General features: G+C 66.2%; 19 protein-coding genes and 1 pseudogene. 12 read left to right on the forward strand and 8 right to left on the reverse strand.

Features of this window, described 5'->3' with window-relative positions:
* Positions 1–39 precede the first annotated feature (39 nt).
* Genes A5766_RS04320 through A5766_RS04330 form a run of 3 tightly spaced genes read right to left on the reverse strand, consistent with a single transcriptional unit; the run spans position 40 to position 2,586 of the window.
* Positions 40–390 carry a DUF6802 family protein gene (locus A5766_RS04320; protein ID WP_064903570.1) on the reverse strand — a complete coding sequence of 117 codons (351 nt, stop codon included), beginning with the start codon at positions 388–390 and terminating at the stop codon, positions 40–42.
* Positions 387–1,727: a hypothetical protein gene (locus A5766_RS04325; protein WP_064903572.1), complete on the reverse strand. Its 1,341-nt coding sequence runs from the start codon at positions 1,725–1,727 to the stop codon at positions 387–389. The genes A5766_RS04320 and A5766_RS04325 overlap by 4 nt, the downstream gene beginning before the upstream one ends.
* A gap of 1 nt (position 1,728) precedes the next feature.
* Positions 1,729–2,586 carry a hypothetical protein gene (locus A5766_RS04330; protein WP_064903574.1) on the reverse strand — a complete coding sequence of 286 codons (858 nt, stop codon included), beginning with the start codon at positions 2,584–2,586 and terminating at the stop codon, positions 1,729–1,731.
* Positions 2,587–2,701: 115 nt separating this feature from the next.
* On the opposite strand from A5766_RS04330, the gene trmB reads away from it, so the two are divergent.
* The 3 genes from trmB to A5766_RS04345 all read left to right on the forward strand — a co-directional run bounded on the left by trmB (position 2,702) and on the right by A5766_RS04345 (position 7,648).
* Positions 2,702–3,532: a tRNA (guanosine(46)-N7)-methyltransferase TrmB gene (gene trmB, locus A5766_RS04335; protein ID WP_231894543.1), complete on the forward strand. Its 831-nt coding sequence runs from the start codon at positions 2,702–2,704 to the stop codon at positions 3,530–3,532.
* Positions 3,532–4,344 carry a hypothetical protein gene (locus tag A5766_RS04340; protein WP_064903578.1) on the forward strand — a complete coding sequence of 271 codons (813 nt, stop codon included), beginning with the start codon at positions 3,532–3,534 and terminating at the stop codon, positions 4,342–4,344. The genes trmB and A5766_RS04340 overlap by 1 nt, the downstream gene beginning before the upstream one ends.
* Positions 4,345–4,480: 136 nt before the next feature.
* The gene (locus A5766_RS04345) at positions 4,481–7,648 is read left to right on the forward strand and encodes an MMPL family transporter (protein WP_064903580.1); all 3,168 of its coding nucleotides are present in this window, start codon (positions 4,481–4,483) and stop codon (positions 7,646–7,648) included.
* Positions 7,649–7,675: 27 nt separating this feature from the next.
* Here the strand turns inward: A5766_RS04345 and A5766_RS04350 are convergent, their stop codons facing one another.
* From A5766_RS04350 to A5766_RS04360, 3 genes are read right to left on the reverse strand one after another with little or no spacing between them, the layout of a single operon-like run.
* On the reverse strand, positions 7,676–8,341 hold the full coding sequence (locus tag A5766_RS04350) for a response regulator (protein WP_064861771.1): 666 nt from the start codon (positions 8,339–8,341) through the stop codon (positions 7,676–7,678).
* Positions 8,338–9,471 carry a MacS family sensor histidine kinase gene (macS, locus tag A5766_RS04355; RefSeq protein ID WP_064903582.1) on the reverse strand — a complete coding sequence of 378 codons (1,134 nt, stop codon included), beginning with the start codon at positions 9,469–9,471 and terminating at the stop codon, positions 8,338–8,340. The genes A5766_RS04350 and macS overlap by 4 nt, the downstream gene beginning before the upstream one ends.
* On the reverse strand, positions 9,468–10,883 hold the full coding sequence (locus tag A5766_RS04360) for an AI-2E family transporter (protein ID WP_082965442.1): 1,416 nt from the start codon (positions 10,881–10,883) through the stop codon (positions 9,468–9,470). The genes macS and A5766_RS04360 overlap by 4 nt, the downstream gene beginning before the upstream one ends.
* A gap of 34 nt (positions 10,884–10,917) precedes the next feature.
* Between A5766_RS04360 and A5766_RS04365 the strand changes: the two genes are divergently transcribed.
* Complete coding sequence (locus A5766_RS04365; RefSeq protein ID WP_064861769.1) at positions 10,918–12,051, forward strand: TIGR00374 family protein; 1,134 nt, start codon at positions 10,918–10,920, stop codon at positions 12,049–12,051.
* 68 nt (positions 12,052–12,119) lie between these two features.
* Positions 12,120–12,563, forward strand: a complete 444-nt coding sequence (locus tag A5766_RS04370; protein ID WP_064861768.1) for a DUF3054 domain-containing protein — start codon at positions 12,120–12,122, stop codon at positions 12,561–12,563.
* Here the strand turns inward: A5766_RS04370 and A5766_RS04375 are convergent.
* Positions 12,539–14,188: an NTF2-like N-terminal transpeptidase domain-containing protein gene (locus tag A5766_RS04375; RefSeq protein WP_231894541.1), complete on the reverse strand. Its 1,650-nt coding sequence runs from the start codon at positions 14,186–14,188 to the stop codon at positions 12,539–12,541. The two genes, A5766_RS04370 and A5766_RS04375, sit on opposite strands and share 25 nt — an antisense overlap.
* Positions 14,189–14,485: 297 nt before the next feature.
* Here A5766_RS04375 and A5766_RS04380 point away from each other — a divergent pair, with 297 nt between their 5' ends.
* The 7 genes from A5766_RS04380 to A5766_RS04410 all read left to right on the forward strand — a co-directional run bounded on the left by A5766_RS04380 (position 14,486) and on the right by A5766_RS04410 (position 23,245).
* Positions 14,486–15,253, forward strand: a complete 768-nt coding sequence (locus A5766_RS04380) for a pirin family protein (RefSeq protein ID WP_064903587.1) — start codon at positions 14,486–14,488, stop codon at positions 15,251–15,253.
* 50 nt (positions 15,254–15,303) lie between these two features.
* Entirely contained in the window at positions 15,304–17,298 is a 1,995-nt protein-coding gene (locus tag A5766_RS04385; RefSeq protein WP_064903599.1) for a M13 family metallopeptidase, read from the forward strand.
* Positions 17,273–17,818: a potassium channel family protein gene (locus A5766_RS04390; RefSeq protein ID WP_005207034.1), complete on the forward strand. Its 546-nt coding sequence runs from the start codon at positions 17,273–17,275 to the stop codon at positions 17,816–17,818. The genes A5766_RS04385 and A5766_RS04390 overlap by 26 nt, the downstream gene beginning before the upstream one ends.
* A 75-nt stretch (positions 17,819–17,893) precedes the next feature.
* Entirely contained in the window at positions 17,894–20,050 is a 2,157-nt protein-coding gene (locus tag A5766_RS04395) for an MMPL family transporter (RefSeq protein ID WP_064903590.1), read from the forward strand.
* 93 nt (positions 20,051–20,143) lie between these two features.
* The gene (locus A5766_RS04400; RefSeq protein WP_005207032.1) at positions 20,144–21,100 is read left to right on the forward strand and encodes a R2-like ligand-binding oxidase; all 957 of its coding nucleotides are present in this window, start codon (positions 20,144–20,146) and stop codon (positions 21,098–21,100) included.
* Positions 21,101–21,148: 48 nt separating this feature from the next.
* Positions 21,149–22,006 (forward strand): alpha/beta fold hydrolase, encoded by an 858-nt coding sequence (locus A5766_RS04405; RefSeq protein WP_005207031.1) that lies wholly within the window; start codon positions 21,149–21,151, stop codon positions 22,004–22,006.
* Between the two features lie 522 nt (positions 22,007–22,528).
* Positions 22,529–23,245, forward strand: a complete 717-nt coding sequence (locus tag A5766_RS04410; RefSeq protein WP_005207030.1) for a slipin family protein — start codon at positions 22,529–22,531, stop codon at positions 23,243–23,245.
* A gap of 498 nt (positions 23,246–23,743) precedes the next feature.
* On the opposite strand, the pseudogene A5766_RS24865 reads toward A5766_RS04410, so the two are convergent.
* Positions 23,744–24,037, reverse strand: a pseudogene (locus A5766_RS24865) (DUF222 domain-containing protein); the annotation flags it as partial.
* Positions 24,038–24,045 lie beyond the last annotated feature (8 nt).

The following is a 24,045-nucleotide window of genomic DNA, read 5'->3' on the forward strand; positions in this document are numbered from 1 at the left end:
CCCACCACCACCAGGACTTTCTGCTCTATGCGAACCCACTCACTCGAGTCGGCCGGAGTCCGTGGCAACCCAGATGCCGGTGTCGCGGTCGAGTGTCTGGGAGGCAAACGAGCCGTCGGAGCCGACCTGTGTGATGCGATCGACCTGACCGTCGTGGTCACTGTCGGTGTACACCGTCAGGCCTTCTGGACCACTGCGAGTCAACGAATCGGCGACTCCGTCGGCGTCGGTGTCGACGTCGGCGGGGCCGAGATCCCAGATGCGGCCGTCGTCGTGCATCAGCAGGTTGTCGGCGGGCGAACCGGGCTGCGCACCCGGCTCTGTGGGGTCGCCCCAGTCCCGGTGCTCCTCACCGGATACGTCTCCGACGTCGAACGAGTCGATATTCACTGCCTACCCCCACTGACTGCCCCGCCTGCTGCGCGGAGCTGTTTGAGACGTTGATCGATCTCGGCGATCTCATCGGCGATTCGACGAGCCTGGCGATCGTATGCGCGCAGCACCTGGCCGCCGATGCGTGATTCCGCCTCGGTGAGCTGCATGGCGACGCGACGCTCGACCCGGGCGCGAACGTCGGCGAGCACGTCGTTGACCCAGGTACGCACCTGCGCGCGCATGGTTGCCGCGCGTCGCATCCGGATCACCCACACCGCCACCGCGAGGCCGAGGAGGAGCGCCGCGGGCATGCTGATCCATTGCAGCGTGTGCACCGATGCCAGCGGCGCGACCGCGAGCCTGCCGATACCGATACCCGTCGACGCGCCGATCAACAACACCATCGCGTCCTCGCCGGTTCGCCGGCCCGACGGCAGATCGCGGCGGGCGCCGATCGGCTCGTCGTCGCGGTGCGCGGGCGGATCGTCGACGTCGAGTCCGACGAGCGTCGACGATGCGACGGCGTCGAGTCGGGTGTGGGTGATGGCGTCCAGGTCTGTGACGAGACGTCCAATCTCGCGGTCGAGCCAGGCGGCGTCGGCATTGAGGTCGGAGTCGGTCGTCGAGGTGCGGCGGTGTTCGGCGCGCGCGACGAGCGCACGGATCCGCGCCGCGATGTCGGCGCTGCTCTGTGCACGCACGCGGACGATTCCCGCGCGAAGCGACGCCAGCCGGTCGGCCCGCCCCCTGTCTCTGAGCGCCAGCAATTGTGCGCGACGGATCGCCAGGGCGTCGGGGTCGACGCGGTCGTCGGAATCCACAGGGGTCGGTGCTTGCGGACTCTTCGGTTGTGGGGCGCGCGCAGTGGGTTCGCTGTTCGGTGTCGCGAACCAGTCGAGCAGATCGCCGATCCCCGACTCGTCGACGGCACCCGCGAGCGCCGCGGCCGCCGACACCGCGAAGACCGGTAACGCTCCGGCGGGATCGAGTTCTGACCGATACCCGCGCACGATCCGCGGCCAATCCCAGAACGACTCGATGCGGCCGCAGACCAGCGCAACGTGCCCCACCACCGAGGTCAACTCCCTCAGCGCGGCGACGTCCTCGTCGTCGACGACCGCCGATGCCGGGTCGATGACCAGCACCGCAGCGTGCGTGCACGCCTGGTCGCGGTCTGGATCGAACACGACGACGTCGATGGTCGGACCCTCTTTCGACGCCCCGACCGCCCGGCACGCCTCCACCAGAGGCTCGACGTCGACACCCTCGGCGGCAGCAACGGCCACCCGATACCGCGGATTCACACCCGCCGCCGAATCGGCGGCGTCGAGCGTCGACAACTCGGAACCCACGTCACACCCCTCCCGTGCACAGGAGCCGTTCGACGCTGTCACGGTCGGCGCCGGCCGCAGCGGCCAGCTCGAGCGATGCGCGTACCTGCGCACCCCGATGCGCGACGACCGCGGGCATGCACGCCGCGAACGCCTCCCGCAGAGCGTCGAATCCGCTCGTCGCCCGCAGATATCCGGTGAGCGTCGACGCGCTGCCGGCCGCTGGATCGGCGACGGCCACAAGGCTCAGCGCACGCGCGACACCGGCCGCGTCGAGGCGTCGAAGCAGGTCGGCGCGCATCTGCGACTGCGCAGGCCGTGCGGGCGCGAGAAAGTGGCCGGACATCGACGGCATCACCTCACCGTCGGCGACAAGTTGGCGGAGGAACTCGAACTCGTCGTCGGACACCGTGGCGCACGCCGACAACTGCGAGACCGCGACGACGGGCCTGCCGAGCGACTCACTCGCGGCGCGGACGAGCCCGGCCACGGCATCGGATGCGCCGGAAACGGCATCGGCTGCGAGCGTGTCGGCCTTTCCGAGGACGACGACGGTCCGTTCGCGTGGCGAGGCGGCGAGCATCTCGTGGTCGGCACGTCGTGGCGCTCCGGCGAGCACATGCACTCGCAGATCGGCGCCGGCGAGCACGCTGGACCCACTCTCGGCCACGAACGCCGCGACACCGAAGCGCTCAGACAACGCACGCGCCATCGTGTCGCGACCCACCCCACGACGACCGACCACCGCAACCGACAGTGGCTGCACGTAGCGCCGGGCGGCGGCGTCGAGCGTGGCAAAAGCGGGCGAATCGGGCGCGACGAGCTGCCCGACCGATCCCGACGACAGTGCGAGCGCGAGCGGACTCCTTGGATCGATCACGCACTCACCCCCACTCAAGACCGGCCCATCTTCCCTGGTGGAAGGGTAGTCGCAGTTGGGCGAGGTAGCGCAGCAGATTGCACAAGCGGGTGTCGAGGTGTGCATGACCGACCCGATGGGCCACGATGGACCGGTGAACTCCTCCCCCGGACCGGCCAACGGCCAAGGCGACGCGTCACGCCTCTACCCACGCGTGACCAGCTTCCGGTTCCGCCGCGGCTCGCTGACGCCGGGCCAGCAGCGCAACTGGGAGACGCTGTGGCCGGTACTCGGCCGCGACCTGGCCACCGACCCGGCCCAGACCCCGGAACCACCCATCGACTTCGACGCCCTCTTCGGGCGCGAGGCACCCCGGGTGCTCGAGATCGGCAGCGGAACCGGCATCTCGACGGCCGCGATGGCCGCCGACGAGCCCGACGTCGACGTGATCGCCGTCGAGGTCTACAAGCCGGGCCTTGCACAGCTCGTCGGTCTCGTCGACCGCGCAGGGCTGACCAATGTGCGCATGATCCGCGGCGACGGCGTCGTCGTGTTGCGTGAGCTCATCCCCTCCGAATCGCTCACCGCGATTCGACTCTTCTTTCCCGACCCCTGGCCCAAAGCGCGCCATCACAAGCGGCGATTCGTCCAACGGGGCACCATCGAACTCATGGCTGACCGACTCCGGCCCGGCGGCGTGCTGCACATCGCCACCGACCATGCGGACTACGCGGAGTGGATCGCCGAGATCCTCGCGACCCAGAATCCCGAGCGCGTCCACGTCGTCCCCGCGACGACGGGGGTACCGATCTCCCTCGAACGTCCGACCACCAAGTTCGAGGGTCGCGCAGAGCGCGAGGGCCGCGAGGTCAACGAGTTCGTGTACGTCCGACCCCGCGAGAAGGGGACGGCGGACGCCCCGGACAACCCCGAAGCTCCAGACACCCCGACAGGCGGCGAAGGCTGATGACCGACACCCGTGGATCGGCCGCACGCTTCGCCGACACGATCTCCGGACAGAGCGGCGCACAGCGCGTCCTCCTGGTCTGGGACGCCCCCAACATGGACATGGGCCTCGGGTCCATCCTCGGCGGACGCCCGACGGCGGCGCACCGACCCCGATTCGACGCACTCGGCCGCTGGTTGCTCCAGCGCACCGCCGACATCTCTGCACAGGCAGCCGTCGCGGCCTACGATCGCTCCGTCGGCGATCACGCCACCGCTGACTACGGCAGTGGCGATGTCGACGGCAGTAGCGATGTCGACGGCAGTAGCGACGACCACAGTGATGTCGACGACATTTCGACGACGTCGGACGGCGCGGTCCAGATCGAACCCGAGGCGACGGTCTTCACCAACATCGTGCCTGGTAGCGCCGACGTCGTGCGGCCGTGGGTGGACGCGTTGCGCAACGTCGGGTACGCGGTGTTCGCCAAGCCGAAACTGTCCGAGGACAGCGACGTGGACCCCGACATGCTCGACCACATCGAACTTCGCAGGCACACTGTTGGGTTAGCCGGGCTGATCGTCGCCTCCGCGGATGGTCAGGCGTTCCGGGATCCGCTGGTCGAGATCGCCGCCGAAGGCGTTCCGGTCACGGTCATCGGTTTCCGCGAACACGTGAGCTGGGCGCTCTCCACGGATGGGCTCGAGTTCGTCGATCTCGAGGAGATTCCCGGCGTCTTCCGGGAGCCACTGCCCCGCATCGGGCTCGACTCACTGCCAGACGACGGCGCGTGGCTCACCCCGTTCCGCCCGCTGCGCGCGCTTCTCCGCTGAGAGAGCGCCCGTCAGCTCGGAGCGGAAACCCCAGCCCCTAGCCTCCAGCCCCATTACCAAACCTCAGCAAGCACTCAGGCACCACTGAAACAATCTCGGCAACTATCTCGGCGAGACTTTCTCGAAAGGAGTCGGCGTGTTCGGAGCCATCGGCACATTCGTCTTCCGGATGCGCTTTGCCGTCATTGCGGTGTTGGTCGCCATCATGGGCGGCCTCGGCCTCTACGGACTCGGGCTCGGCAATCACCTGTCGCAGAGCGGCTGGTTCGATCCGACAGCCCAGTCGTCGAAGGGTTCGGTCGTCGCCGACACCGCCTTCGGCCGCGACCACCGCTCCGACGTCATCCTCCTCATCACCCCGCCGGCAGGCACGCTGGTCGACGACAAGCAGTTCGGAAACAAGGTCGAGCAGGTCGTCGACGATCTTCTGAGGCAACATCCCGATGTGGTGCAGCGCGCCGCGGCTGCTCCCGATTCGACCGATCAGCAGGCCTACGAGAACGCGCTACGCAACAACCAGGAGATCATCGACCCCTTCTATCTGAAGGACGACACGGTCGCCCAGAAGGCCGCGCAGGACACCATCAGGTCGCGGACGTTCACCGCCGACAAGAAGCAGGCCTTCATCAGTATCGGCGTCGCGGGCAACGACGACACCTCGGTACTCGCGAACTACAAGAAGATCGAACCGTTCCTGCAGGGCGTCGTCGACGATCCCGGTAAGTACGGACTCGAAGGCACCCGATTCCAACTCGCAGGCCTGCAACCCGTTGCCGGTGCGATGGCCAGCGGTATGGACGACGACATCCGACGCGCCGAGGTGATCGCGCTCCCACTCGTCGCGGTGATGCTGTTCTTCATCTTCGGCGGTGTCATCGCCGCCTGTCTCCCCGTGTTCATCGGTGGTCTGACGATCGCGGGCTCGCTGGGCATCATGAACATCATCGCCCAGCTCACCGAGCTGAATATCTTTGCGCAATCGGTGGTCACGCTGATCGGCCTCGGCATCGCGATCGACTACGGGCTGTTCATCGTCAGCAGATTCAGAGAAGAACTCGCCGAGGGCTACACCACCAAGGCAGCGGTACGAAGAACAGTGATGACCGCGGGACAAACCGTGGTCTTTTCGGCGACGATCATCGTCGCCGCCATCGCCTGTCTGCTGATGATGCCGCAGGGCTTCTTGAAGTCCGTCGCCTATGGAGCGATCTTCTCGGTGTCGTTGGCCGCGATCCTCTCGATCACCGTGCTGCCGGCCATCCTGAGCATCCTCGGACCGAAAATCGACGCCTTCGGGTTGCCGTTCCTCCGACGCACGAAGACCAAGGCCGAGATCGAGAACGGTTTCTGGGGCCGTCTGTCGGGGTGGGTCATGCGCCATCCCATCGCCACCGCGGTGCCGACCGTCCTGATCCTGCTGATCCTCACCATCCCGATCGGGGGCATCAAGTTCGGCGGCATCAGTGAGGCTTATCTGCCGCCGAACAATCCGAGCCGTGTCGCCCAGGAGGACTTCGACAAGGCGTTCCCGAAGGAACGCACCGAAGAGATCAAGCTCGTCCTCTCCTACGACGTCAACGACCCCGACAGCGGCGCCAAGATCCAGCAGATCGCCGACGAGGCCAACAAGATCCCCGGCTTCACCAAGCAGTTCAGCCCCTCGGCCGACGACGGTGCGCTCACCGGAACCTACGGCTTCAACGGTCCGCAGGTCATCCAGATGTCGGCGGGTCTGGTCAACCGCGATACCGCGGGCGAGGCCGTGAAGGATCTGCGTGCCATCGACAAACCCGCGGGCATCAAGATGTGGGTGGCGGGAACTCCCGCACTGGTGCAGGACTCCATCGATGCCCTGCTCACCCGACTGCCGCTCATGGCGATCCTGCTCGTCCTGGTCACCGGGCTGTTGATGTTCCTCGCCTTCGGCTCCGTGGTCCTGCCGATCAAGGCTGCTCTGATGTCGGCGTTGGGCCTCGGCGCGACGCTGGGCATCATGACGTGGATCTTCGTCGACGGCCACGGCGCGTCGATCGCCAACTTCACGCCGGGACCGTTGTTCGCCGCCGTCCTCGTGCTGATCATCGCGATTGTGTTCGGCCTGTCGACCGACTACGAGATATTCCTGTTGTCCCGCATGGTCGAAGCGAGACAAAAGGGCGCGAGCACCACGGAAGCGATTCGCGTCGGTACCGCGCACACCGGTCGGATCATCACGGCCGCCGCGGCGATCCTCATCGTCGTGACCGGCGCGTTCGGACTGTCCGAGATCGTGATGATGAAGTACATCGCCTACGGCATGATCGCGGCGCTCATTCTCGACGCCACCATCATCCGTATGCTGCTCGTCCCGTCGACGATGAAGCTGCTCGGCGACGACTGCTGGTGGGCACCGCGGTGGATGAAGACCGTCCAACGCAAGATCGGCCTCGGCGAAACGATCCTCGACGACGAGCCCGGCGCGAAACTCGTTGGTGCAGGTGTAGGTGCAGGTGCAGGCACGCAGGGTATGCGTGCGGGCACGTTGATCGCCGAGGTACCGACGACCGCCATGCGAGCGACTCCGCGTGCCGCCGCGACGGTCTCGGCGGGTGCGGCCACACGCTCCACGCGCGCGGGGTCGGCACCCCGGCCGACCACTGCACCCCGGCCTGGCCCCACACCCCAGCCGACACAGCGTCGTGCTGCCCAACCCCCCACTGCCCAGCACCCCACTGCCCAACCCCCTGCTGCCCAACCCCCGGCCGCGCGCACCCGGCCGTCGCAGCCGCCGTCGGATCGACGCCCCGCGCTGCGCGATCAACGTCCCGCGCAGACGCTCGACGAGATCGAGCCGGTACGTACTGCGCGCTCGACTCGCCCGTCGGCACCGCGTCGTCAGAAGTCCGACCGTCCCGACACGGGCGGATGGATGCTCGGCGAGGGCGGCATCCGCCTGAACCAGCCACAGACCGGCGCCGCGAGCCCGTCGCCGCTGGGTCGACGCCCCGATCTCGACAAGACCGGCAAGCGTCCGCTCGTCGCGTCACTGTCGCCGGAGCAGGCGAGGGCGTCGCAACGACGCGCACCCGAGGGTTCGCAGTCGCCGATGGAGCGTGGACTCTCGCCCGACGCGGCGCGCCGAGCGCAGCAACCCGTCGCGCCGAGCGAGGATCACGAGACCCGCACCCCACCGCCGCGGCGTCAGCGCACCGACGACGGACCGAGTCGGTCGTCGGATCGGCACGCGCGCGCAGACGAGAATCCTGGCGAGAACCGCCAGATCAGCGTGCAGGAACTGTTGCGCCGCAGCCGTTCCGGCGAGTAGCGGTCAGCGTCCCGGTGGCCCTACCGCTCACTCGTCGATGCCGTGCTCTATCGCGTATCGCGTGAGTTCGACGCGGTTGCCGAGTTGCAGTTTGCGCAACGTCGACTGCACATGATTCTCGACGGTCCGGTGGCTCAGCGTCAGTTTGCGCGCAATCTGCTTGGCGCTCATACCCTTTGCGACGTAGCGTAGGACCTCGGTTTCGCGCTCGGTGAGCACGGGAGTCTGCGGCGCGCGGTCGGGTTCGGAGGACATACGTCGGAATTCGCCGAGTACGAGACCCGCGAGTCCCGGCGTGAAGACCGCCTGGCCCGCCGCGGTCGCCCGCACCGCGTCGATCAGTTCCTCCTTCGACGCGCTCTTCACCAGATAGCCACTCGCACCGGCCTTTACGGCGTCGAGTACGTCGTCGCGCTCGTCTGATGCGGACAGGACCAACACTCGCGTCCTCGGCGAGACCTCGAGCACGGACGCGGTCGCCTCCGCCCCGTTACCGTCGGGCAGCTGCATGTCCATGAGGACGACGTCGGGTTGCACCGCACCGGCACGACGCCCCGCGGCCCCGACAGAGCCGGCAGTTGCCACGACCTCGAACCCCTCGTCGGAGAGGTCGCGCGCGACGCCATCCCGCCACATCGGATGGTCGTCGACGACCATCACCCGCAGTTGGTTGCCGTCCTGTATCTCGCTCATCTCTTCTCCCGTGTCACCGGTACCGTCAGTTCCCACTCCGTGCCGATACCCTCGTCGGAGTCGAGTAGTGCTCTGCCACCGAGGGATTCGATTCTCCCGACAATCGACTGTGCGACGCCGAGCCTGCCCTGACGACGCGCCTCGTCGAGCCGTCCCGCGGCGATACCGACACCGTCGTCGCGGACACTCACGACAACGGCGTCGCCGAGGTCTTCGAGGAGCACATACGCACGCGCACCCGGTCCCGCGTGATGCGCGACGTTGTCGAGGGCGTTGATCACCGCCGCACTGATCTCGCGTGCCGTCGTCGCGTCGATCTCCACCGGGTCGGCGGGCGCACTCACCGCCACAGCCTCTCCCCCGGCCGCACGCAGCAGTGCGGTCAGATCCGCGGTCCCACAGTCAGATTCGGCCCCGACGTCGACATCTGCGATCAGACGGCGCAGCGCGACCTCCTGCGTTGCCGCTAGGTCGGCGAGTTGCGCTGTGGCGCCGCCGATCTCACGGCCGCGCTTGGAGATGAACGACAGCACCTGGAGCACACCGTCGTGCACCTCACGGGACAGTCGCTCGCGTTCACTTGCGGCCGCCGCCACGCGTGCGGCAGCTGCCAACTCCGCCTGCGCCCGACGGGCATTGACCGCCGCGAGTCCCACCGCGACACCGGCCGCCATCATCACGATGATCGTCGCGTTGCGGCCGAAGTTCAGATCGAGCCAGCCCTTGACGAAAGCGCTTGTGCCGCCGACGACCAGACCCGCGATGAGGCCGACGATCGGCCCCGCGAGCAGTGCCGCCGAGATCACCGAGTTGGTGGCCCACAGCGTCGTCGGCCATGTCTGGTTGTTCAGTGCCCACGACTCGCTGGCGACATACGACGTCGACAACATCAACGCGCAGGCGATCACCAGCTCAGCGCCGACCCAGTACCAATTACGGCCGAAGCCAACGTAATACGCGATACCGCAGGCGACGGTCCACACGGTGAGGAATCCGAACAGCACCCACGTCACGCCCGGGTGCAGCAGGTCGCCGTCGATCGCGATCCGGAACCCGAGCGCGTAGAGGTACGACAACAGTCGCAACACCTGCGCGCCGCGCCAGAGCGGCGTGACCGGATCACTTCTCATGACGACTCGTCGGGGTCCTTCTTGGGCGCGGTGTCGCCGGCCGTGGTGTCATCAGTCGTGCTGTCATCGGCCTTGCTGTCATCGGCCGCGACGTCGTCGGCCACGTCCACGTCGGCACCATCGCCGTCGAGACCCCGCTCGACGTCGGCCTCGGCGTCGGCTTTCGAGACCCCGACACCCTCCTCGACCGCCACGCCCGCCGCCGCGGCCGCGGCGTCGAGATCTCGGTTGTCCCAATGAGGTTCGTCGGCCTCGGCGTAATGATACGAACCTTCTCCACTCGAGATCGGTAGGTTGCGGTGGCCGGCGAGATATCGCACGGCGGTGTTCGCGAAGGCGATGATCGGCACGGCGAAGAGCCCGCCGATGATCCCGGCCCCGACGATGCCCGCGGCGATCGCGAGGATCACCGCGACCGGATGCAGACGCACCGACCTGCCGAGCAGGAAGGGTTGCAGCACATGACCTTCGAGTTGCATCACGCCGATGAGGAGCGCCAACACGATGACCGCGGTCAACCAGCCCTGCGTCACCAACGCGATCACGACGGCGAGCGAGCCGCTGATGAGCGCGCCCACGATCGGGATGAACGAGAAGAGGAAGACCACCGTCGCCAACGGAAGTGCCAACGGAACCCGCAGGATCGCCAACCCGACGCCGATACACACGGCATCGACGAACGCGACGATCACGGTCGCACGTACGTACCCCACCAGGGTGCCGAAGCCCGCGACACCCGCGGCTGCGACCCGACCTCGGGTCTTTCGCGGGATCAGACGGCAGCAGAACTCCCAGATCTGACCGCCGCCGTAGAGGAAGAAGATCGTGAGGAACAACGTCAGTAACGCACCGGTGACCAGTTCGGTCGCCGTCGTCGCGGTCGCAACGGCACCGCCTGCCAGCTTGGCCTGGTTGTGCTCCATCAGGTTGATGATGTTCGACCCGAGGTTGCGCACCTGTGCTTCGTCGACGTCGAGCGGGCCGTCGACCAGCCACTCTCGCGTGCGATCGATGGTGACCGTGATCTCTGCGGTCAGCGCGGGAAACCCATGGACGAACGCCCGACCGACGAAGGTCAGCACCGTCGCGACAACTCCCAGCGCGACCAGCAGCATGATGACAACAGCCAGCGACCTCGGGAGCCCCTTCCGGTCGAGCCAGTCGACGCCGGGAACCAGGAAGGCCGACACCAGGATCGCCAGCGCAACCGGAACGAACACCTCGTCGAACTCGAGAAACAGGCGCCCGAGCACATAGACGGCGAAGACGATCAGCAGGAGTCGCCACACCCACTCGGCTGTGGCCCGAACAAACGGGTGCACCTTGGAGCGGTCGAGCTCGGCCAGCGATCTCACAGACACCCCCGCCTCGGAATCTTCGGGATACTCGTCGGGTCGGGCGGCATGGTCCACGGGAGTCACACTAGCTGTCGTTACCCTTAGCCGTATGACGTCGGATACACCGGCGGTCCACGGTACCGTCCCTCGCTCTCGCTTCTGGTGGGTTCGGTGGATCCTGACGGCCGTCGTGGTGGCCATCCTGGCGGTCGAGGTCGTGCTGATCTGGCCGAAACTCGAGGAAGCAGCGCACCGGATCGGCGATCTCGACTGGGTGTGGCTCGTCGCCTGCGTCGTCGCGGCCCTGCTTTCGATGGACAGTTTCGCGCAGGTACAGCGAGCGCTGCTGCGTTCGGCGGGTGTTCGTGTCTCCGAGTGGAAGTCACTATCGGTGGTCCTCGCCGCGAACTCGGTCAGCCAGACGCTGCCGGGTGGTCAGGTACTCGCACCCGCTTTCACCTACCGCGAGACACGCAAGTGGGGTGCCTCGCCCGTTGTCGCGTCGTGGCAGGTGGTCATGTCCGGGCTGCTCGCCGGTGTCGGACTCGCAGTGCTCGGATTCGGTGGCGCACTGCTCGCGGGCGCCAAGACCAGCCCGTTCTCGGTGGTCTTCTCTGCGGTCGGGTTCATCGCGGTGGCCGTCGTCCTGCAGTATCTCGCCAGCCATCCGGAGTCGCTGCAGTCCACCGGCGAACGCATCCTCGGCTGGATCAACCAGGTGCGCAGCAAGCCGTCGGATCACGGGGTGTCGCGGTTATTGGAGACACTCGAACAGTTGCGCGCGGTCCAACTCACCCGTCGTGACACGAGTGTCGCCTTCGCGTGGAGCCTGTTCAACTGGATCGCCGACGTCGCGTGCCTGATGTTCGCATGCTGGGCGGTCGGAGCCCATCCGAGCGTCTCCGGACTGATGGTCGCCTACGCAGCGGGCAAGGCCGTCGGTACCGCGATTCCACTGCTTCCCGGCGGGATCGGAGTGGTCGACGCCGTGCTCGTCCCAGCGCTGACCAGCGCGGGGATGCCAGCCGCCGACGCACTGACCGCGGTACTCGTCTACCGGATCATCAGTTATGTGTTGGTCGCAGTGATCGGGTGGATCGTCGTGTTCTTCCTCTTCCGGTCGCGAATCCGTACCGACGACTCCATCGGAGAAGAGATCGATCGCGACGTCGAGTCGGGCGATTTCGACCCGGACGCAGCTCCGGAGCGGAGACAATACGGACCTGAACCGCCCCCGGACTGACATTTCATGTCTGTCGCCCGCCACCCGCAGCACGTCATCAACGATGGGTGGCGCTACCGTTGATACCCATGTCGAAGTCTGACGTGAGGGATCCGACCAGCAGTCGGCACACCACGACGTTCCCGCTGGCCGCGGCAGCGCTGTGCGACCTCGTGGCCGTCGTCGTGTTCGTGATGATCGGCAGGGCGAACCACCACGACGGCTTCGCGCTGGTCGGAGTGCTGCAGACCCTCTGGCCGTTCCTTGTCGGTGCCGCCGCCGGCTGGTCGATCGCCTACGTCTATTCACATGTCGGGTCGAGTGAGTGGTTCGGCAGCGACTTCCGGCCCGCACGCATCGTTCCGACCGGTCTGACGATCTGGATCTGCACCGTCGCGATCGGCATGGTGCTGCGCTACCTGCTGCACCAGGGCATCGCGCTGAGCTTCATCATCGTCGCGACCATCGCGCTCGGCCTGTTCATGCTGGGCTGGCGCGCGGTCGTCGCCTACGCGATGCGGAAGTACTTCTGAGCGACCTGTAGTGCAGCGGTCCCCGACTTCTCACCCTCTGTGTAGATCACGATGACCTTGCCGCCCTGAATGCCGATGAACCAGCCGGGACCCTGCGGCCCGTTGGTTCCGACCAGCGCTTTCAGGCCGGGCGCGCGAGTGAGGTCACTGGCGTCGCCGGTCTTGGCTGTTGTCGTCATCGCCGCGAGGATCGGCGCGCTCACCGACTTGTCGATCGCTCCGAGTGAACCGCCGTCGACCTTGGTCGTGGCACCCGAGATGACCGCGGGAGCAACAGAACTCTGAGTGCCCGCGTTGGCCCGCGCCATCGACACACCGAGCGCAGCCATGTTCAGCATGGTCGCCGTTGCCGACTGGGGCCGGTAGTCAATCGTCGCGACACCCGGCTTCGGGGAGGTCGGAGTCGACGCGCCCGGAACCGTGAACGTGACGCCGAGTCCCAGTCGGTCGAGCGCCGTGTCCGACGACTCGTTGTTCGACTCCCGCGAAGACGTGGCCTTGTCGACGGCCGAGAACACGGGATCGAGCGTCGCCCCGACCGGATACTGCTGGTCGACGCTGTTTCCACGCTCGGCGGCGTAATCGTTCTGCGCCAGACCGAGAATCCGACCCGACCCGGCGTCGAGCGCCATGATGGTCGCCGGTTGTCCGACCTCGACGGCCGCGTCACCGAGGGTCAACTGCACCTGCTGGTTGATCGACGTCGCGACGTCGGGACCGGGAGGCCCCTGCTCCCCCGCGAGCTTGCGCGGCGCGAGGCCCGGACCCACCATCTGGACCTGCCAACCGGCGGTCGCATCAACGATCGCCTGCCAGTAATTGGTCAGTGCGGGCTCGAGCGGCGACGAGAGTCGACGGTCGGCCATCACGAGCATGCCGGTCTTGTTGACCGACACTCCTGGAATCGCCGCCGGATCGTTGGTCATCACACCCATGTCGGGATCGCGCAGGGTCACCGCGATGATCGGCTTGCCCGGTGCTGCCGCGAGCTTCGCGTTGATGACGTCCGGCGTGATCAACGGCGCGATCGGTGCCAATGTCCGCGACAGTGCGCGCACCGACGCCCCCTGGTCCTTGGTCTTGGCCGGGTCGAGGACGATCTCGTTGACCGGCGCCAACACCATGAAGGGCTTGCCGGACACGCTGTTGACCGTTGGAGCGGGCCGCGCGTCGGTCCGGACCTCACGGAGGTTGCCGCCGACGGGCATTCCCTGGGCCAGGAGTGCGGGATCCCAGGTGATCTTCCAACCAGAACTCAGGTGTCGGGCAGTGCCCGACGTCGCCGACTCGAACGAGCGGTCCTTGTCCCACCGCCAGGTGGTCTTCAGGTTGAACGACGCGGTGCCGTCGCTGTACTCCTCCGGCTTGTCGACGTCGACGTCGATCGACTGGGGATTCATCGCTGTGACGGTCTGCGTCAGAGCGTCTGCGGCCTGACCGGGGGCAGTGGTGTACGACGCTGCTGCGGTGGCGTCTTTCCTGCTCAGTGCGCTGGCGAACTCGCTGACCGCCGCCGCGGCACCGGTGTCGGGACCACTGGAGAGCATGCGCCAGGTGACAAAACCGCCAGCACCGACGAGGACTACGCAGGCAACAAGAGCTACCCACCGCAAGCAATACTTCATAGTCCCATTGTTCACTCTAGTCACACGAGTCACATCACTGACCTGCTTGCGGTCAGAACTCGGACTAGTCACGATCTCGTCTCGGTCCCCATCAGTCTCACGGTCGGCCGCCCGATCGGGGGCGGCGGCCAGGGACTTCGCGGTGGCCGGGTCGATGAGCTTCTCGCCGTCGGATTCGTCGCCACGAGGAGCGGAGTCGACGAGGAGGTCTGAACCCTCTGCCACGCCGGAGTCGACCTCAGCTGCAGCGCGGTGGCGGCCTGAACTCCGCGTCAGAGCCGATGCCCATAATGGGTCATGGTCTTCACGGTGTTCCGAGCCGGAGTCCGGGAGGTGACGTCGACCGATTGGTTGACCTCCCGTCACTCGTTCTCATTCGGCGATCATTACGATCCATCAAACACCCATCATGGACTTCTCATTGCATGCAATGAAGAAGTTTTACTACCCGGACATGGATTCGATGCCCACCATCATTCGGATTCCGAAATCGTCACGTGGGTGGTCTCCGGCACGTTGGTGCACACGGACTCTGCAGGTCACACCGGCGTCGTCTATCCCGGTCTCGCCCAACGAATGAGCGCCGGCTCCGGCATCGACCACACCGAACGTAACGACCCGTGGCCTGACCTGCACGAATCCGGTTCCGAACCGGTCCACTACATACAGATGTGGCTGGTACCCGACGAGTACGGCATCACGCCGTCGTACGAGCAGCGCGACATCTCCGCAGCACTCGCCGGAGGCGATCTCGTCGCCGTGGCGTCGGGCGACCCCGCTGCCGAAGCCGCGATCACGATCAGCAACCGAGCCGCGACGCTGTTCGCCGCCCGTATCGCGCCGGGCACCTCGGTCGCCATCCCCGACGCTCGGTTCACCCATGTCCTCGTCGTCGACGGCCGGGCCGTGCTGTCCACAACAGATCAGGTCGCCGAGATCACCCTCGCAGCAGGCGACGCTGCGCGCGGCGTCGACACCTCTGGAGCGACGCTGCGATCGGATGCGGGAGACGGGCCGGCCGAGGTTTTGATCTGGGCGATGAACAAAGCACTCGGAGAGCCTTAACTCAACTGCGAGCCCTGACTCAACTGAAGGTCGCGCGGTGGCGTGACAGGATAGACGTCGTGACTGCTTCGAAGACCGATTCCCTTCCTTCCGGCATCGACCTCGAGTGGGTCGACGATGCCGTCCGCGTCCAGGACGACCTGTTCTCCCACGTCAACGGCAAGTGGCTCGATACCCACGAGATCCCCGACGACCGTTCGGTCGACGGAGCATTCCACGTGTTGCGTGATCGTGCGGAGGAGAACGTCCGCGACATCATCACCGCATGTGCCGAGGCCGATCCGCCAAGCGGCTTCGACGCCCAGAAGATCGGCGATCTCTTCGGGTCGTTCATGGACACCGATCACATCGAGGCACTCGGGATCGGTCCGATCCGCGGTGAGATCGAAGCCATCGAAGCGGTCACGTCGACCGACGAACTCTCCGGACGCATCGGCCGTCTGCAGCGCCACGGCGTCGGCGGACTCTTCGGTTTCTACGTCGACACCGACGCCAAGCGATCCGATCGCTACCTCGTGCACGTGGTGCAGTCGGGTCTCGGACTGCCCGACGAGTCGTACTACCGCGACGACAACCACGCGGAAACCCGTGAGGCATACCGCGATCACGTCTCACGCATGTTCGCGCTCGCAGGCTACGACGACGCAGATGAGCGCGCGACCACGGTGCTCAACCTCGAGACCGCCATCGCGGGCCATCACTGGGACGTGGTTCGACGACGCGACGCAGACCTCACCTACAACCTCTTCTCTCTCGGCGAGTTCGGTTCGCTTACTTCGGGTTTCAACATCCACGAGTGGTTCGGCGGCCTCGGGACCGTCGGAGACGTCACCTTCGCAGAGGTCGTGGTCGGTCAGCCTTCGTTCGTCGACGACGTCACCACCCTGTTCGCCGAGTCGCCGCTCGAGCACTGGAAGACGTGGCTGACCTGGCGGCTGCTGCATTCGGCCGCGTCGTATCTGTCGTCGGAGTTCGTCGACGAGAACTTCGCTTTCTACGGCCGCACCCTCACGGGCGCCGAGACCATCCGCGACCGCTGGAAGCGCGGCGTCGGATTCGTAGAGGGCGCAATGGGGTTCGCCGTCGGCAAACTCTACGTCGAGGAGCATTTCCCGCCCGAGGCAAAGGCCCGGATGGACGAGCTGATCGCCAACCTCGTTGCGGCGTACCGCCAGAACATCTCCGACCTCCCGTGGATGACACCGTCGACCCGCGAGCGCGCGCTGGTCAAGCTCGAGAAATTCACCCCCAAGATCGGATACCCGGCGCAGTGGCGTGACTACAGCGCTCTGTCCGTCGACCGTGGTGATCTCATCGGAAACTACGCGCGCGCAGCATCATTCGAGAACGAGCGAGAGTTCTCCAAGATCGGCTCCCCCGTCGACCGCGACGAGTGGTTCATGACGCCGCAGACGGTCAACGCCTACTACAACCCCGGCATGAACGAGATCGTCTTTCCCGCAGCGATTCTGCAGCCGCCGTTCTTCGATCCCGACGCCGACGACGCCGCCAACTACGGCGGGATCGGCGCGGTGATCGGCCACGAGATCGGACACGGATTCGACGACCAGGGCGCCAAGTACGATGGCGACGGCAACCTCGTCGACTGGTGGAGCGATGCCGATCGCACCGAATTCTCCAAGCGCACAAAGGCATTGATCGAACAGTATGGCGAATTCACCCCCGAAGGACTCGACGACAAGTACAAGGTCAACGGCGAGTTCACGATCGGTGAGAACATCGGCGACCTCGGCGGGCTGTCGATCGCACTTGTCGCCTACCGCCTCGCCACCGAGGGCACCGAGCCCCCGGTCATCGACGAATTGACCGGCATCCAGCGTGTGTTCTACAGCTGGGCGCAGATCTGGCGCACCAAGACCCGCGACGCCGAGGCGATTCGTCGACTCTCCATCGATCCCCACTCCCCGCCCGAATTCCGTTGCAACGGTGTCGTTCGCAACATCGACGCCTTCTACGACGCGTTCGACGTCGCCGAGGGCGACGAGTTGTTCCTGCCCGATGTGGACCGTGTCCGCATCTGGTAAGTCCCCGAGTTCCGGCGGCAACTCGGCGATCAGTGGCCCACGCCTCGCGAGCGCACTGCTGCGTCCGGCGCTCGCGGGGTTGGTGCTGCTCGTCGGCTATTTCCTGCTGCCGATCAACCAGGAGAACGACGCCAAGTTCATCGGCCTTGTCGTGGGGGCACTGCTGCTGATCGCGTTCTGCGGCTGGGAGATTCGACATTTCATCCGGTCTCCGTATCCGGTCGCGACAGCCGTCGAGATGATCGCAGCACTCGCAACGTTCTACATCGTCGCCTTCGCCACCACGTACTTCCTGCTCTCCGAGTACGGCACCGACAGCTTCAATCTCCGACTCACGCGGGTCGACGCGCTCTACTTCAGCCTGACGGTGTTCACGACCACCGGCTTCGGCGACATCGCCGCGGCGTCGCAACCAGCGCGCATCGTCGTGTCGATCCAGATGGCGAGCAGCTTCGCCCTGATCGGCCTCGGCATCCGCCTTGTCACGCTGCTCGTCTCGACGAAGCGCTCGTCCGACTGAGCCGTCTCGTCCAGCTGAGCCGCTCGAGTCCCTGACTCAGCCGGGCATTTCGGGCAGCATGCCAAGATAGACGGCATGGCCAGCCCGCGGCGGACCGCGTCGTCGACCTCTCGTCTCCGCTGGCTCATCCCAGCACTCGGCATCCTCGCCTGGATCGTCGTCGGCTCGTTCACCGGACCGTTCGCGGGCAAACTCGCGTCGGTCTCCACCAACGACAACACCGCGTTCCTGCCGGCCTCTGCCGAGTCGACCCGCGTCAACGACGAACTCGCGAAGTTCCAGGACACCAGCTACATCCCCGCGATCGTCGTCGCCGAACGCTCGTCGGGATTCACCGACGCCGACGCGGCGTACCTGACCGACACCATCACACCGCTCGCGGGCACCGAGGGATTCGGCAAAGCATTCTCACCGGCGATCCGCTCCGCCGACGGCAAGGCGGCCGAGCTCATCGTGCCGATCTCGACCGCGGGCGAGCCCGCCGACACCGTCGAGAAGCTCCGCGATCTCCTGGCCAATCCGCCCAACGGACTGAGCGTCTACGTCACCGGCCCAGCCGGCCAGGTCGCCGACCTCGGCGAGGCGTTCGCGGGCATCGACGGCCTCCTGCTGCTGGTGGCGGGCGCGGTGGTGATCGTCATTCTCGTCATCGTCTACCGCAGCCCCATCCTCCCGTTCGTCGTGATCATCTCGGCGGTCTTCGCGCTCGGCCTCGCGTCCGGTGCCGTCTACTTCCTGACAAAGCAGGGCGTGTTCGACCTCAACGGCCAGAGCCAGGGCATCCTGTTCATCCTCGTGTTCGGTGCGGCGACCGACTACGCACTTCTTCTGGTGTCGCGCTTCCGTGAGGAGCTGACACAGACCGCCGACAAGTATCAGGCGATCAAGGTTGCGTGGCGTGCGACGATCGAGCCGGTCGCGGCGTCGGCCGGAACGGTGATCCTCGGCGTGCTGTGCCTGCTGTTCTCCGACCTCAACTCCAACCGCAGCCTCGGCCCGGTCGCGGCGATCGGCATCGTGGCGTCGTTCCTCGCGTCGATGACGTTCCTACCCGCGGTTCTCGCGCTCCTCGGCCGCGCCGCATTCTGGCCCGTCCGACCCCACCTCGCCGAGTCGGGCACCACCACCTCGACGCACCGCTTCTGGCACCGGATCGCCGAGAAGGTCGCGTCCAGACCGCGCGTCATCTGGGCATCCACCCTGATCGTGCTGCTCATCGGAGCCGCATTCGCCCCGATGTTCCGCTCCGACGGCATCGCCCAGACCGACTTCTTCCTCGGCAGCGTCGAGTCCGTCGAGGGCGCCGACGTCCAGGCCCGCCACTTCGACGCCGGCAGCGGCTCACCGACGTGGATCATCGCCGACGCCCCGCAGGCCTCGGCCGTTCTCGACGCTGTGAAGAGCGTCGACGGCGTCGCGCGGGCCGAGGTCTACACCGCGGGCCAGACGCCTGTGGTCCGCGACAACCGCGTGGCCATCGAGGCGACGCTGACCGACAACGCCGACTCACTCGCCGCGCAGGACACCGTCGTGCGCATCCGCGAACGTGTCCATCCGATCGACGACGCGAACGCTGTCGTCGGCGGTACGACCGCCACCGACCTCGATACCCGCACCACAGCCGAGCACGATCGCAATCTGATCATCCCGATCGTGTTGCTCGTGGTGCTCGCGGTGTTGATCCTGCTGCTACGCAGCATCGTCGCGCCGGTCATCCTGCTCGGCACCACCGTGCTGTCGTTCGCGACGACGCTCGGCGTCGGGGCGTTGCTGTTCAACGGACCGTTCGGTTTCCCCGGCGCAGACCCCGTGGTGCCGCTGTTCGCGTTCGTGTTCCTTGTCGCGTTGGGCATCGACTACAACATCTTCCTGATGACACGCGTGCGCGAGGAATCGAAGACTCACGGCACGCGCCAGGGTGTGATCCGCGGGCTGACCGCGACCGGCGGCGTGATCACCTCGGCGGGTGTCGTGCTCGCCGCGACGTTCGCGTCGCTTGCCGTGATCCCGCTGCTGTTCCTCGCCCAGGTGGCGTTCCTCGTGGCGTTCGGAGTCCTGATCGACACGCTCATCGTGCGGACGTTGCTCGTGCCCGCGCTGTCGATCGACATCGGACGACGGATCTGGTGGCCCAGCAAGCTGTCGCGCCGAACCGGTGAGAGTGAGACCGCCGAGCGCGAGACGACCCCCAGCCAGAACGCACTCGCGAACGGCGACGCAAGTGACGCGTGAGTAACCTGAGAGTTCGCGCAATCCAACCGGTCGAGTTCGATCGCGGCGCTAACGTCAGCGTATGAGTCCCGAACGATCGCTGATCGGCGCGCCATGACTCTCGCCGATCGTCAGCCCATCACTCGTCAGGATTTCGCGTCGCTGCGACGCGGCGGCCTCAACTGGCAATCCCTACCGCTGCGCCTGTTCGTCAAGGGCAACGCACGGTTCTGGGATCCCACGGCCATCGACATGTCGCGCGACGCCGCCGACTGGTACGAGCTCGACGCCGAACAACAGCGCAGCGCAACGTTTCTCGTCGCGCAGTTCGTCGCGGGCGAGGAGGCCGTGACCCAGGACATCCAGCCGTTCATGAAGGCGATGGCCGCCGAAGGGCGGTTCGGCGACGAGATGTATCTGTCGCAGTTCTGCTTCGAAGAGGCCAAGCACACCGAGGTCTTCCGGCTCTGGATGGACTCCATCGGCCTCACCGACGACCTCAACCCCTACGTCGCCGACAACCCCTACTACCGGCAGCTGTTCTACGAAGAACTCCCCGAATCGCTTCACCGCCTCGACAACGATCCGTCGCCGCTCAACCAGATCCGCGCCAGCGTCACCTACAACCACGTCATCGAGGGCTCACTCGCCCTGACGGGCTACTACGCCTGGCAACGGATCTGCACCAGGCGCGGCATCCTGCCCGGCATGCAGCGCATCATCAAGTTCATCGGCGACGACGAGCGTCGCCACATGGCGTGGGGCACCTTCACGTGCCGTCGCCACGTCGCGGCCGACGACAGCCTGTGGGATGCGGTCGGCGTTCGGATGGGCGAACTGATGCCGCTCGCGCTCGGGATGATCGAGTGGGTCAACGCCCAATTCGACGAGCCACCGTTCGGAATCGACAACTCCGAGTTCCTCTCCTACGCCGCCGACCGCGCGCAGCGTCGACTCAGCGCCATCGAATCGGCGCGGGGCCGCCCCGTCGAGGAGATCGACGTCGACGTCTCGCCCGAACTGCTCGAAGAGCGCTTCGGCGAAGAGGACGCGGAATCCCTCGGCGCCTGAGCCGCCCAACTCGTGACAAGAAACTAGAACACGTTCTAGTCTGATCATGTGGATGTCACCTACGACGAGACCAGGCGCGAACTGAGCACCGACAACGGCGTGCTGCGCTATCACGAGGCGGGCGACCCCGACGCGCCGCCGCTGATCCTGCTTCACGGCTCCGGCCCCGGAGTCACGGGTTGGCGCAACTATCGCGGCAACCTCGGGGTCTTCGCGCAGACACACCACTGCTTCGTCCTGGAGTTCCCAGGCTTCGGCGTCAGCGATCCCTGGGAGGGCATGCCCGTTCTCACCGCAGGCAAGTCCGTGCTCGCGTTCATGGACGCGCTCGGGATTGCTGCCGCACCGATGATCGGCAACTCGATGGGTGGCGTCGTCGGCGTCAACCTCGCGATCCGCAAACCCGACCGCGTCCAAAAACTCGTCACCATCGGCGGTGTCGGGCCAAACCTGTTCAGCCCGAGCCCAAGTGAAGGACTGCGGCTACTCCAAGAGTTCGCCGACGACCCCGACCGCGACAAGCTGATCCGCTGGCTCCGCGCGATGGTCTACGACAAGGATCTCGTCACCGAGCAACTCATCTCCGAGCGGTGGGAGGCCGCGATGAATCCCGAAGCGCTCGCCACCGGTCGCGCGATGTACGGCTCGGCGTCGTTCGAGATGCAGCAGCAGTTCCTCGCGACCTCCGACATCCCGCCCTACTGGGCGATGATGCACAAGATCTCCTGCCCCACACTGCTCACCTGGGGCCGCGACGACCGCGTGAGTCCACCCGACATGGCCCTCGCCCCCATGCGTCTCATCCCCGACGCCGAGCTACACATCTTCCCCCGCTGCGGACACTGGGTGATGATCGAGGCCAAAGAGGCATTCGAGTCGACGGTCGCCGCGTTCCTCGCGCGCTGACGCGCCCCACGCTGGTTGAGCCGGCGCGAGCTCGCGAGCACCGAAGTCGAAACCACCCCACCCCCACGCGCTGAGCGCACCCCTCCGCTGGTTGAGCCGGCGCGAGCTTGCGAGCACCGAAGTCGAAACCACCCCACCCCAGCCCCAACTCCGCCCAGTAAAACCCGTTGCCCCCGCCCAACCCGCTCTGGCATCGTTACCTCTCGCACGAGAGAGCAGCCGATCCCGGGGTACCGGCGATCATGTTCTGCGCGTTGGACTCTCGAGCACCATTCACGGAAATGGCAGGGCTCCTAAAGCCCGAGGTTCAACTCCTCACCAGACGCCACCCCCGGGAACTCAAGGTCGACGCCGGTCCTGCGGTCGTCCGACGTCTGACTTCGGTCGGTCCGCGGGCGACCCCATCGACGCGATCTCCCGCGGGCGGTGTCGCCTGCCGAACATTCTGCGCCACAACCGAATACACACCTGACAACTACTTGCACACACGACATGCGCGACAAACGAAGGGAGGTTCGCACCATGTCTGCTTTCACCGAACTCCGCCTGGCGACCAAGCCCGCCAAGCGGTGGTTCCCCAAGATCTCCGTACCGATCGGGTACACGGGACTCGAGTACCGCAATGGCGAACTCTCCCTGCACCTTTCGCCCGGCGAGTATCGCAAGCGCAGGGGTGCCGTGTACACGTTCGTCGACATGCGCGAGCGCGTCATGACCCTCGCTCCGCAGGACATCCTGACGTCCGACTCCGTGTCGCTGCGCGTCACGATGGCCGTCCGCGCAACGGTTGTCGACGCGGTCGCATTCACCGAGCGGGCCAGCGACCCGTGGGCGTCGGTCTACCTCGCCGCGCAGGTGGCGTTGCGTGAAGTCTGCGCAGCCGTGACCGTCGATGAGGTGATCACCCGAGCCGACACCGTCGACACCGGGCCGATCATCGCCGCGACCGCACGTGCCGGCCGGGCGGCGGGCATCGAGGTACTCGACGTATTGGTCAAGGATGTAATCCTGCCCACCGAGATCCGGTCGGCAGCAACCGAATTGGTCACTGCCAAGGCACGTGGACTGGCCAAGCTGGAGACCGCACGCGCAGAAACTGCTGCGCTGCGTTCGTTGGCCAACGCCGGTCGCGTGCTCGACGCCCACCCCGCACTGGCGCGCTTGCGTCTGGTGCAGGATGCGCCGTACGGCACCAAGTTCGTGGTGGCGCTCAGCGACGCCGAGTCCGGCACCGACTGAGGCTGGACGATCCCAGGGAGGCCCGTCAGTAGGGTGGCGGGTTCTCTTCGTTCCACTTCTCTTCGGCGCGTGCGACTTTCGCGCGTCGTTGGGCGTGGATGGTGTCGATGGTTCGGCGCGCGGGGTGATCGGGTGGTTTGGTGGGGATGAGTTTGGGGAACAGATCGAGTCCGCCGAAGGCGTTGCCGACAAAGGTGTGTCCGGTGGGGACACGAAAATTGCTGTCTGCAGGTCGAGTTGGTAGTCACGCCATCGACCAAACGTTTTGGTGCGGTGATGAAATCGGCACAGTGGTTTGAGGTTTTCTCGCACGGTCAACCCACCGCTGGACGGGTTGTGGTGGTCAAACGGGGTGCTGTGGTCGACGTCGGCCTGCCACACCGGGTTGGTGCACCCGGGGAACGTGCAGCACAGTTCACCCGAGCGGACCAGCGCGAGGAGCTTCTTGCTGGGCACATAGCGCAGTGCTGCGCGTGCAGCCGCGGCGTGGTCGGGGTGGCGCGGATCCAGAGCGCCGACGCCGGTGTCGAGGTAGTCGAATGTTGCGTCGGCGGCCAACTCGCGGACGGTGTCGGCGTCTATGACTCCGACACCATCGAGGTAGCCGGGCTGATCGTCCTGACCGTCAAGGGTCGATTGATTCGCGACGACATGAATCATCGCGCGCGGACCCACCGGCATTGGCATAGGCGTCGCGGTGGGTTCGGTGGTGTCGACGTCACTGGCGTCGGGGCTGGTGCAGGTGTCGCATCGGCAGGCGAGGTTGGTGTCGCCGTTGGCAAATGCGGTCAGTGCGTCGG

Source organism: Gordonia sp. 852002-51296_SCH5728562-b (assembly GCF_001665475.1).
GTDB lineage: Bacteria > Actinomycetota > Actinomycetes > Mycobacteriales > Mycobacteriaceae > Gordonia > Gordonia sputi.

Coding starts and splice junctions, on each gene's coding strand:
- trmB (WP_231894543.1), top strand. CDS start 2,702: ATGGGCCACGATGGACCGGTGAACTCCTCCCCCGGACCGGCCAACGGC.
- A5766_RS04340 (WP_064903578.1), top strand. CDS start 3,532: ATGACCGACACCCGTGGATCGGCCGCACGCTTCGCCGACACGATCTCC.
- A5766_RS04350 (WP_064861771.1), bottom strand. CDS start 8,341: ATGAGCGAGATACAGGACGGCAACCAACTGCGGGTGATGGTCGTCGAC.
- macS (WP_064903582.1), bottom strand. CDS start 9,471: ATGAGAAGTGATCCGGTCACGCCGCTCTGGCGCGGCGCGCAGGTGTTG.
- A5766_RS04365 (WP_064861769.1), top strand. CDS start 10,918: ATGACGTCGGATACACCGGCGGTCCACGGTACCGTCCCTCGCTCTCGC.
- A5766_RS04370 (WP_064861768.1), top strand. CDS start 12,120: ATGTCGAAGTCTGACGTGAGGGATCCGACCAGCAGTCGGCACACCACG.
- A5766_RS04375 (WP_231894541.1), bottom strand. CDS start 14,188: ATGAAGTATTGCTTGCGGTGGGTAGCTCTTGTTGCCTGCGTAGTCCTC.
- A5766_RS04380 (WP_064903587.1), top strand. CDS start 14,486: ATGGTCTTCACGGTGTTCCGAGCCGGAGTCCGGGAGGTGACGTCGACC.
- A5766_RS04390 (WP_005207034.1), top strand. CDS start 17,273: ATGTGGACCGTGTCCGCATCTGGTAAGTCCCCGAGTTCCGGCGGCAAC.
- A5766_RS04395 (WP_064903590.1), top strand. CDS start 17,894: ATGGCCAGCCCGCGGCGGACCGCGTCGTCGACCTCTCGTCTCCGCTGG.
- A5766_RS04400 (WP_005207032.1), top strand. CDS start 20,144: ATGACTCTCGCCGATCGTCAGCCCATCACTCGTCAGGATTTCGCGTCG.
- A5766_RS04410 (WP_005207030.1), top strand. CDS start 22,529: ATGTCTGCTTTCACCGAACTCCGCCTGGCGACCAAGCCCGCCAAGCGG.